Source organism: Aeromonas sp. TW 6, assembly GCF_013168745.1.
Taxonomy (GTDB): domain Bacteria; phylum Pseudomonadota; class Gammaproteobacteria; order Enterobacterales; family Aeromonadaceae; genus Aeromonas; species Aeromonas caviae.
Window position 1 is genome coordinate 35,329 of record NZ_JABERS010000036.1, and the last position, 7,853, is coordinate 43,181.

At 66.1% G+C, this 7,853-nt stretch carries 6 protein-coding genes and 1 pseudogene; 2 read left to right on the forward strand and 5 right to left on the reverse strand.

The features are described 5' to 3' along the window. Nucleotides 1-17: 17 nt before the first annotated feature. The 4 genes from HKD46_RS16160 to HKD46_RS16175 all read right to left on the reverse strand — a co-directional run bounded on the left by HKD46_RS16160 (nt 18) and on the right by HKD46_RS16175 (nt 4,346). Nucleotides 18-1,139 carry an agmatine/peptidylarginine deiminase gene (locus HKD46_RS16160; RefSeq protein WP_171865667.1) on the reverse strand — a complete coding sequence of 374 codons (1,122 nt, stop codon included), beginning with the start codon at nt 1,137-1,139 and terminating at the stop codon, nt 18-20. Nucleotides 1,140-1,155: 16 nt separating this feature from the next. After that, nucleotides 1,156-2,265 carry an extracellular solute-binding protein gene (locus HKD46_RS16165; protein ID WP_171865668.1) on the reverse strand — a complete coding sequence of 370 codons (1,110 nt, stop codon included), beginning with the start codon at nt 2,263-2,265 and terminating at the stop codon, nt 1,156-1,158. After that, entirely contained in the window at nt 2,262-3,161 is a 900-nt protein-coding gene (aguB, locus tag HKD46_RS16170) for an N-carbamoylputrescine amidase (protein ID WP_171865669.1), read from the reverse strand. The genes HKD46_RS16165 and aguB overlap by 4 nt, the downstream gene beginning before the upstream one ends. 132 nt (nt 3,162-3,293) lie before the next feature. Then, complete coding sequence (locus tag HKD46_RS16175) at nt 3,294-4,346, reverse strand: agmatine/peptidylarginine deiminase (RefSeq protein WP_128296531.1); 1,053 nt, start codon at nt 4,344-4,346, stop codon at nt 3,294-3,296. A gap of 116 nt (nt 4,347-4,462) precedes the next feature. Between HKD46_RS16175 and HKD46_RS16180 the strand changes: the two genes are divergently transcribed. Next, nucleotides 4,463-5,356, forward strand: coding sequence for a LysR family transcriptional regulator (locus tag HKD46_RS16180; RefSeq protein WP_171865670.1), 894 nt, complete (start codon nt 4,463-4,465; stop codon nt 5,354-5,356). 72 nt (nt 5,357-5,428) lie between these two features. Further along, nucleotides 5,429-7,330, forward strand: a complete 1,902-nt coding sequence (dhaR, locus tag HKD46_RS16185) for a dihydroxyacetone kinase operon transcriptional regulator DhaR (protein WP_171865672.1) — start codon at nt 5,429-5,431, stop codon at nt 7,328-7,330. Nucleotides 7,331-7,354: 24 nt separating this feature from the next. Here the strand turns inward: dhaR and HKD46_RS16190 are convergent. Continuing rightward, nucleotides 7,355-7,853, reverse strand: a pseudogene (locus HKD46_RS16190) (ISL3-like element ISAeme19 family transposase); the annotation flags it as partial.

The window sequence follows — 7,853 nt, forward strand, 5'->3', positions numbered from 1 at the left end:
GCGGCCTGCGCGTAAGATCAGGCAGGTTGATGGAGGGTGATGCAGTGGATGCCGCCGCCCCCGGCGGCCACAGGGTCTATGTCTATCTGCACTATCTTGCGGCCCGGATAGAGGCGGGCCAGCAGATCCCGGCAATAACGGTCGGCCTTGGCATCGCCGAACTGGGGGGCGATGACGGCGCCGTTGATGGGCAGGTAGTTGATGTAGCCGGCGGCAAAGTCCGGGCTGCGGCTGAACTTGTTGTCCCGCCCGCCCAGGGGCGGCGGCAGCGGATGCAGCTCCAGCTTGTTGCCGTCGGCGTCCGTCGCCTGCTGCAGGATGGCGAGGTGCTGGCGGGTCACCTTGTAGTCGTAGGAGTCGGGATCGTTGTCCATGTTGATCACCACCACCCCGGGGCGCACGAAGCGGGCGTAGAAGTCCACGTGGGCATCCGTGATGTCACGGCCCTTGATCCCCGGCAGCCAGATGATCTTGCGCAGCCCCAGGTTGGCCTTGAGCTCCGCCTCCACCTGCGCCTTGGTGAGGCCGGGGTTGCGGTTGCTGTTGATCCAGCAGCTCTCGGTCATGATGGCGGTGCCGTTGCCATCCACCTCGATGCCGCCCCCCTCACCGATGAGCTCGCTCTGCAGGTAATAGGCATCGGTCTGCCGGCCCACCAGGGCGGCGACCCTGGCGTCATGGCTGTGCTCCTGCTTGTCACCCCAGCCGTTGAAGTTGAAGTCCACCAGCCCGAGCCCTCCCTGCTCGTCCTGCACGAAGACGCCGCCGGTATCCCGCAGCCAGATGTCATCCATCTCGGCGTGGACGAAGTGGGTGTTGCGCTCGCCGCACAACTGGCGCGCCAGCGCCTCGTCATCCTCGTGGCAGAGCACGTTGACCCGGGTGTAGGGCACCATGGCCTGCACCAGCCGCCCTATGGTGGCCTGCACCTCCTTGTAGTGGCGACCCCAGATCTCGCTGGTGGCCCCGAAGGCCACCCACACCAGGGCCTGGGGGGAGGACTCCTCCGGCATGTGGTAGCGAGCGGCGGCGCCGGGTTCGCCGGCGGCGAAGGCCGCGCGGGCACCGGGCAGGCTGCCAAACCCGGCAATGGCGCCAAGGGCAACCAGCTGTTTCAATACGTGGCGTCGGGAAAACATCGTTCTACTCCTGGGTTCAGAGGCTGCTCTTGAAGCGAGTCCAGGCTCGCATGCGGGCACGCATCTGGGATTGTGCTATATCCTGACCCGGAATGAGCCGCTGGTAGCTGGCCTCGTCCAGGTAGATATCCGGGTTGGCCGTCATGGTGGCATCCACCATGGGTCTGGCCTTGGCACTGGCAGTCGGATAACCGGTGCTGTTGGTGATGGCTGCCATGTTGGCCGGGCGCATCACGAAGTTGATAAAGGCATAGGCATAGTCAGGATGGGGGGCATCCGCCGGGATCGCCATGGTGTCCATCCAGATGGTGCTCCCCTCCTTCGGCAATCGGTATTCGAAGTCGACCCGCTTGCCCGCCTCGGCGGCGGCGCGCCTGGCCTGGGTCATGTCGCCGCTGTAGCCCAGGGAGAGGCAGAGATCCCCGTTCACCAGCTGGGTTACCGGCTGGGACTGGAACTTGCGGATATAGGGCTTGATCCCCTTGAGCAGGGCCAGGGCCGCCTCCAGATCGTCCGCCTTGCCGCTACGGGGATCCCGCCCAAGATAGTGCAGCACCACCGCCAGCACCTCGTCCGGGGAGTCGATGACCGAGATGCCGCAATCTGCAAATTTCGCCGCCAGCTCGGGCTTGAACAGCATGTCCAGGCTGCTGACCGGGGCATCCGGCATCCGCTGCTTGATAGCGTCCGCATTGTAAGTGAGCCCTATGGTGCCCCAGGTGTAGGGCACCACCGCCTCCTTCGCATGGGGGTAGGCCTGCTGCAACCGCGCCAGGCCGGGGTCTATGTCCCCCAGGTGTTGCAGCTTGCCCTTGTCGAGCGACTGCAGGCTGCCCGCCCGCATCAGCCGCTCCGCCACCGTGTCCCCCGGGAAGATGAGGTCATACCCGCTGCGACCCGCCATCAGCTTGGCCTCCAGGGTCTCGCTGCTGTCCATCACGTCGTAGATGACCCGGATCCCGGTCTCCCGGGTGAATTCGCTCAGGGTATCGGGGGCGAAATAATCGGACCAGTTGTAGAGGCGCAGCACCTTCTCCTCTGTCGCCTCCCCCGCCCCTTCTGCGGCCTGGGCCCCCAGACCCAGCAGCAGGGCCAGTGCCGTGGCTATCTTGGTCAAGGCGCTCATGATGGACGCCCTCCCCGATGGCTGCGTCCGTCCAGGCTCAGCAAGGCGCCATACATCTCGGGGCGGCGATCTCGATAGATGCCCCAGGTCAGCCGCTCCTCGGCCATGGCGGCGAGATCCAGCTCCCGCACCAGCACGCCCGGGGTATCCCTGTCCGCCTCGGCCAGCAGGGCCCCCTTGTGATCCGTGATGAAGGAGGAGCCATAGAAGCGCATCTGCAACTCGGGATCCCGGGTCGCCACCTCGTGGCCCACCCGGTTGGCGGCGATCACCGGCATGATGTTGGCGGCGGCGTGGCCGCGCTGGGTCAGCTGCCAGTGATCCCGGGAATCGAGCCCCTCTGCCCCCGGCTCCGAGCCGATGGCGGTGGGATAGAGAAGCAGCTCGGCCCCCTGCAGCGCCATGGCGCGGGCCGCCTCCGGGAACCACTGATCCCAGCAGATGCCGACCCCGATGCGGCCAGCGGCCGTGTCCCAGACCCGAAACCCCGTATCCCCCGGGCTGAAATACTCCTTCTCCTGATAGCCGATGGCGTTCGGGATATGGGTCTTGCGATAGACCCCGAGCAGGCGACCATCCGCATCCGCCATCGCCAGGGAGTTGAAGCAGGCGTTGCCCGCGCGTTCGAACCAGCTGATGGGCAGCACCCCCCCCAGCTCCCGCGCCAGGGCCGAGAAGCGGCGCAGCACCCGGCTCTGCTCGAACGACTCCGCCAGCGCCAGATGGCCGTGGTATTGCTCGATGCAGAAATAGGGGGTGGCGAAGAGCTCCTGCAACAGCACCAGGTTGGCCCCCCTGGCGGCGGCGTCCCGTACCAGGCTCTCCGCTGTGTCCAGATTGCGCTCCAGCTCCCAGCTGCAAGCGAATTGTGTGGTGGCGACGACGATCTTGCTCATCCGGATACCCTCCCTGACACGCGTTCCCCCTGACAGGCAAACTGCATGGTTGCGACGACCTTGTTCATGAATCTCTCCTCCCTGATCCCGTCATGAGGCCTCGCAGACGCCTGACGAGGCCGCTCCAAACGCTTACCCCTGCACCGGCCAGGCCGGCTGCTGCTGGGTGATGCAGTGAATGCCGCCCCCGCCGTGGGCCAACTGGTTGATGCGCACCGACACCAGCTGCCTGTTCGGGAAGGCGCGCCTCAGCACCTCCCCCGCCGCCTCGTCCGCGCCTACGCCGTAGGCGGGCATGATGATGGCGCCGTTGGCGATGTAGAAGTTGGTGTAGGAGGCGCAGAACACCTCCGCCTCGGCGTCCACCGCCTCGCTCGCCTCGAACAGCTCGAGGCACTCGAAGGAGCGACCTCTCGCATCGGTGGCCAGGGCCAGGGCTCGGCGGTTCTCCCGCACCACGCGGCCATAGGTGGAGTGCCCGTCCAGGGTGGCGTCCACCAGCAGGTGGCCGGGGCGGCTGAAGGCGCAGACCCCGTCCACATGACCGTCCGTCATGTCGCCGGTGACGTGGTCCGGATCCCCCGGCAGCCAGATAGTCTTCTCGATGCCGAGCAGGCGGCTGAAGATCCGTTCGATCTCCACTTTGGTCATGCCGGGATTGCGGTTGCTGTTGAGCAGCACCGACTCCGTGGTGATCAGGGTGCCCTCCCCATCCACATGGATGGCGCCCCCTTCGTTGGCGAGGAAGCTGCCGATGCACTCCAGCTCCAGGCTGTTGAGAACGCGCCGCGCCAGCCCCTCGTCCAGACCGTGGGCCGACTTGCCGCCCCAGGCGTTGAAACGCCAGCTGATCCCGGCGGTGCCAAGCTCGGGATGGCAGATGAAGGTGGGGCCGGAGTCACGGCACCAGCTGTCATCCACTGGCAGGGGAATGAAGCGCACCCCGTCGCCGCACAGGGCGCGAGCCTCGGCCTGTGCGGCAGGATCCACCACCAGGTTCACCGGTTCGAAGCGGGCGATGGCATTGACCACCCGCGCGAAGTCCTGCTGAACCTGAGGCAGGGTCACGCCCCAGCCGTTTTCCCACAGCGCCTTGTTGTGCGGCCAGACCATCCAGGTCGCCGCGTGCCGGCACCACTCCGCTGGCATGAACCAGCCCACAGCCCTCATTCCCTGCTCGCGCATCTCAGCCTCTCTGATTAGGTACTATTAAGGTTATTGACGATGGGAATAGACTATTCTCCCCGTTGATGGGTAACAAACGATCGATTTTCGATAAAAGTGATAAGCGGAACTAATCAATGATGTTCAAACACTGGCCCCCTCTCAACGTGCTGCGAGGCTTTGAGGCGGCGGCCCGACTCGGCAGTTTTCATCAGGCGGCGCAGGAGCTGCACCTCACCCAGTCTGCCATCAGTCAGCAGATCCGCTCGCTGGAGGAGCTGCTTGGCCAGCCCCTGTTTCACCGCCAGGGACGTTCCGTCGCCCTGACCGACGCGGGCCAGGATCTGCTGGAGACGACCCAGCAGGTGCTGCTGCAACTGGCGGTGGGAATACAGCGCCTCGAGCAGTACCGCAAGCCGAACCAGCTGGTGCTCAACACCAGTACCGCCATCGCCCGCCTCTGGCTGCTGCCCCGGCTGGCCGACCTTCACCGTCAGCATCCGGGCATCGATCTCTGGCTGTTCACCAGCGACGACACGCCGAACATGGCCGAGCAGACCATCGACATTTCGCTGCGCTGGGGGCTGGCTCCCCAGGCGGAATGCCGCCATCAGCCGCTGCTGGCGGATCGGCTGCTGCCGGTGGCGAGCCCGGCCGTGCTGGCACAGCCCGCGCAGGAGCGCACCACCCTGCACGGGGAGCGGGAGATGGACTGGCACCACTGGACCCTCAAGGGCGGCGACGATCTGCACCTGCAGACCCAGGGGCTCAACTTCTCCGATCCCGGCTTGTTGCAGGATGCGGCCAGCGCCGGGCTCGGGGTGGCGCTGGCGAGCGAGCTGCTCTCTCGCGACGCACGCCGACAGGGGTGGCTGCGGCCCCTCTCGTCCCACCGGGTGGCCGGGCCGAACTGGAACATGCTGATACATCAGGAGAGCGAAGGCAGTCCCCAGTGCCGGGCGGTGAGCCAATGGCTCCAGCAGCAGTTTGCTGCAGAGGCTGCCACCCGGGACCAGGACGCGACACTCTGAGAGCGGTCACTGAATCGGGGCGGCAAGGGTGATTAAATGGCCCCTTCCCTTTTGCCGGATATCGCCGTGACCATGCCATCCGTTCCCCAGCCCCTCTCGTCCTGGCCCGAGCACCTGCAGGCCTCCTGGCTGCGCTGTGCCCACCAGACCAGCGCGTCCCTCTGGCATCCTCCCCACTGTGCCAGAGGGCAGACCCTGGAGAGCCTGCGCCAGCGCAAACGGGACCTGCTCACCACCGGCGAGATGGCGCTGGAGGATCTCTACGAGTTCATGGAGGGGCGCCCCTGCGCCCTGCTGCTCACCGACGAGAGCGGTTGCCTACTGGCCCGGACCGGCCACCCCGATACCCTGCAGGCGCTGGCGGCACTCGGTTTTGGCCCAGGCGCATTTTTCAGCGAGGGACGCATCGGCACCAATGCCGTCAACCTGGCGGCCCTGGAGGGGGTGCCGCTCTGCGTCAGCGGCCCCCAGCACTTCAACCAGCGTCTCCACCCCTGGCACTGCTGTGCCAGCCCTGTCTACAACAGCACCGGTCGCCAGGTGGCGATCGTGGCCCTGATCTGCCGGGTGGAAGAGGCCGCGCCGGGGGATCTCGCGCTCACCGTCAGCGCCGGCCGCGAGCTGGCCAATCTGCTGCAGATGGAGCGCCTGATGCAGGAGTCCCAGCACCATTTGAGCGAGCTCTATGCCCTGCTGGATGGCATGGAAGACGGCGTGCTGGCCTGGGATCCCCAGGGGCGGCTGCGCTACCTCAACGCCCTGGCGGCCAGTCGGCTGCAACTCGACCCGGCTGTCTGCCTGGGCCAGCCCCTCGATCACCATCTGCTGTTGCCCCAGCGCCTGCGTCTGGCCATCGCGGAGATGACCCCCCTGAGCCATGTGGAGGTGACGCTGGAGCGGCGGGAGACCCGTGGCGAGGCCTTCATCGACGCCCTGGTGAGCCTCAAGCCCCTCCCGGGACCGGACGGGGTCAGCTTCATCGTCCTGCTCCATCCCACCGATCGATTGCGCGCCATTCATCAACTGCGCCAGACGGTGCCCGAGCTCTCCGCCCTGGTGGGGGAGTCGAGCGCCATGCGCAAACTGCTGCGCCACGCCCGCCAGGCGGCCAGGGGACAGGGCCCCGTCCTGCTGCGAGGGGAAGAGGAGGTGGGCAAGGCCCAACTGGCGGAGGCCATCCACTTTGGCAGCGAGCGATCCGCCGGCCCCCTGGTCATCTTCAACTGCCAGGTATGGCCGAGGGAGCGGATGGCGCTGGAACTCATGGGGTCCGACGAGGCGGGGCAGGAGCGGGCAGGCAAGTTCGAGCTGGCTCACGGTGGCACCCTGGTACTGGAGCAGGTGGAGTGCCTGCCCGCCCCCATGCAGGCCGCCCTGCTGCAACTGCTCAAGACGGGGCGCATCCAGCGCTTCGACTCCGCCCGCATCCTCCCCCTCAGGGTGAGGATCATCGCGACCAGCAGCGCCCCGCTGGAGCAGCGGGTGCAGGAGGGGGGATTCGGCCGCCAGCTGCTCTATGCGCTGCAAGGGTGCGAACTCTGGCTGCCGAGCCTGCGGGAGCGCCGCGCCGATCTGCCCGGCCTCATCCGCCAGCACCTGGCGGTGCAGGGGGGCGAGCCGGGGCGCCAGTTCACCCCTGACGCCCTCGACTGCCTGCTGGCCTACCCCTGGCCCGGCAACCTGGGGGAGCTGCGCAGCGCCATTGAGTACGCCCTGCTGCATTGCAGTGCGGCACAGATCCCGCCCCGGGCGCTCCCGGCCGCCATCCGCCAGGGCCATTGCCTGCTGGCGGACGAGGTGGTGGGACAGCCGCTGCTCACCCTGGCGGAGCTGGAGCATCAGGCGATCCTGCGGGCCGCCCGTGCCAGCAAGGGCCAGGTCAGCCAGATGGCGCGCCAGCTCGGGATCAGCCGCACCACCCTCTGGCGGCGACTCAAACTGCTCGACATCGATCCCGCCGACTACCACCACTGACCAGAACGCCCCTCAAAAAAAGGTTCATCGCGGCTTTCCGGGGAAGGCCGCCTTGATTTTCAGAAAAAAGTATTCTGAGTCCCTAAATCCATATGCCATACGCTTTATCACTTTGATCTTGTTGTTCACCCCTTCCAGCACACTCGTGTGCATCGGGTAGTTTGCACTCGCCAGGATCCCCCGCATATATTTCGATAAATTTCGACCAAATCGTTGCAGCGGCGCTAGCCCGCTTTCCTTCACCTGCCGCATCCAGCTCCGCCATCGTCGCCATCCTTCCCACACGCTCGGCGCATACCAGATGCCCTTCAACGCCTCTTTCAGCACGTACACCATCGCCAGCGGTTGATTCGCCGCCAACAGCTCCTGCAACTTCACATCCTGTTTTTCACTCAGCTTCGCCCGATTACGTAGCAGCAACCAACGCGCACTTTTGACCACTTTTCGCGCCGGTTTATCGCTTTTCAGTGCATTCGCCTGCTCCACTCGCACCCGGTCCACCACCTCTCGGCCATAGCGAGCC

Bases quoted from the DNA above. Each gene is read 5' to 3' on its own strand.
- HKD46_RS16160 (WP_171865667.1), bottom strand. From the start codon at position 1,139: ATGTTTTCCCGACGCCACGTATTGAAACAGCTGGTTGCCCTTGGCGCC.
- HKD46_RS16175 (WP_128296531.1), bottom strand. From the start codon at position 4,346: ATGCGCGAGCAGGGAATGAGGGCTGTGGGCTGGTTCATGCCAGCGGAG.
- HKD46_RS16180 (WP_171865670.1), top strand. From the start codon at position 4,463: ATGATGTTCAAACACTGGCCCCCTCTCAACGTGCTGCGAGGCTTTGAG.
- aguB (WP_171865669.1), bottom strand. From the start codon at position 3,161: ATGAGCAAGATCGTCGTCGCCACCACACAATTCGCTTGCAGCTGGGAG.
- HKD46_RS16165 (WP_171865668.1), bottom strand. From the start codon at position 2,265: ATGAGCGCCTTGACCAAGATAGCCACGGCACTGGCCCTGCTGCTGGGT.
- dhaR (WP_171865672.1), top strand. From the start codon at position 5,429: ATGCCATCCGTTCCCCAGCCCCTCTCGTCCTGGCCCGAGCACCTGCAG.